This window comes from Delftia sp. ZNC0008 (assembly GCF_000799035.1).
Taxonomy (GTDB): domain Bacteria; phylum Pseudomonadota; class Gammaproteobacteria; order Burkholderiales; family Burkholderiaceae_C; genus Comamonas; species Comamonas tsuruhatensis.
Map to the genome: position 1 here is coordinate 1 of NZ_JTKZ01000758.1, position 1,659 is coordinate 1,659.

Consider the following 1,659-nt stretch of genomic DNA (forward strand, 5'->3'; position numbering starts at 1 on the left):
CCGCGTAGGCCCCCGTGCTGGATGCCGGTGGCCGCGTGGTCGGGCTGCTGCTGCGTGCCGACATGGCGCCGCTGGACCTGCTGCCCGAGCCCGGTGCGATCAAGGACGCCATTGCCCTGGCGCGCCGGCCCGTGAACGAGGTCATGATCTCCCCCATACCCACGGTGGCCACCACCACCGACCTGCGCCGCGTGGCCGGCGTGCTGCTGGAGACCGGCCTGCCGGGCCTGCCCGTGACCGATGAGCAGGGCCTGCTGGCCGGCTTCATCAGCCGCACCGACATCCTGCGCGCCGTGGCCTCCGATCCGCCGCTGGATCTGTGGAGCTGAGGCTTTCGGCCCCACCATGCAAAACGGGCGCCAGGCGCCCGTTTGCTTTTTGGCCAATGCCCGCTGCGCCTGCGGCTCAGCCGCCCGTCTCGGGCTGCTTGCCCACGGAGATCTCCAGCCCCGTGGCCGCGTCGATCTTCAGGCCCTTGGGCAGCGGGAACTTCACGGTTTCTTCGATGCCATCCATCTTGCGCACCGACAGCGCGCCCAGCTGGCGCAGGCGCTGGATGACCTCGTCCACCAGCACCTCGGGCGCCGAGGCGCCGGCCGTCAGGCCCACGCGCCCGGCATTGGCAAACCATTCCTCGCACAGCTCGCCCGCGTTGTCCACCATGTAGGCGGGCGTTCCCAGGCGCGCGGCCAGCTCGCGCAGGCGGTTGCTGTTGGAACTGGTGGGGCTGCCCACGACGATGAGCACATCCACCTGCGGCGCCAGCACCTTGACGGCGTCCTGGCGGTTTTGCGTGGCGTAGCAGATGTCCTGCTGCTTGGGCTCGCGCACCTGCGGAAAGCGCGCGCGGATGGCTGCCGTGATGCCTGCGGCATCGTCCACCGACAGCGTGGTCTGCGTGACCACGGCCAGCTTCTCGGTCTGGCGGGGGGTGACACGGGCCACATCGGCCTCGTCCTCGACCAGGTGGATGCCCTCGGACAGCTGGCCCATGGTGCCCTCGACCTCGGGATGCCCCTTGTGGCCGATCATCAGGAACTCGTAGCCTTCCTTGGCCAGCTTGGCCACTTCCACATGCACCTTGGTCACCAGTGGGCAGGTGGCGTCGAAGATGGAGAAACCGCGCCGCCGCGCCTCTTCCTGCACCGCCCGGCTCACGCCGTGGGCGCTGAACACCAGGGTGGAGCCGGGCGGCACGTCGTCCAGTTCCTCGATGAAGATCGCTCCCTTGGCCTTGAGATCGTTGACCACGAAGGTGTTGTGCACGATCTCGTGGCGCACGTAGATGGGCGCGCCGAACTTGGCCAGCGCACGCTCCACGATCTCGATGGCGCGGTCCACGCCGGCACAGAAGCCCCGGGGCTCGGCCAGCAGGATTTCCTGGGGCGAGGTCGTATCCGGCACCTCAGAGCACCCCGATGATCTGCACTTCGAAGGTCACCGGCTGGCCGGCCAGCGGGTGGTTGAAGTCGAACAGCACGGCGCCGTCCTCGCGCACCTGCACCACGGCGCCCGCGTAGCTGCCCAGGCCGTCGGGCGTGGGGAACTGCACCACGTCGCCGGGCGCGTACTGCTCGTGCGGGTCGCCCAGCTCGTTCATCAGCTTGCGCGCCACCCACTGCATCATGTCGCCGTTGCGCTCGCCGAAGGCTTCGCCGG

General features: G+C 69.3%; 2 protein-coding genes and 1 pseudogene. 1 reads left to right on the top strand and 2 read right to left on the bottom strand.

Going from position 1 to position 1,659, the window contains the following annotated elements; genetic code table 11:
• Positions 1 to 8: 8 nt before the first annotated feature.
• Positions 9 to 329, top strand: a pseudogene (locus L995_RS24655) (CBS domain-containing protein); the annotation flags it as partial.
• A 76-nt stretch (positions 330 to 405) separates the two neighbouring features.
• On the opposite strand, the gene ispH reads toward L995_RS24655, so the two are convergent.
• Both ispH and L995_RS34490 read right to left on the bottom strand, forming a co-directional pair.
• Complete coding sequence (gene ispH, locus L995_RS24660; protein ID WP_047474022.1) at positions 406 to 1,404, bottom strand: 4-hydroxy-3-methylbut-2-enyl diphosphate reductase; 999 nt, start codon at positions 1,402 to 1,404, stop codon at positions 406 to 408.
• Between the two features lies 1 nt (position 1,405).
• The coding region (locus L995_RS34490; RefSeq protein WP_442855557.1) for an FKBP-type peptidyl-prolyl cis-trans isomerase at positions 1,406 to 1,659 on the bottom strand (254 nt) is incomplete at its 5' end.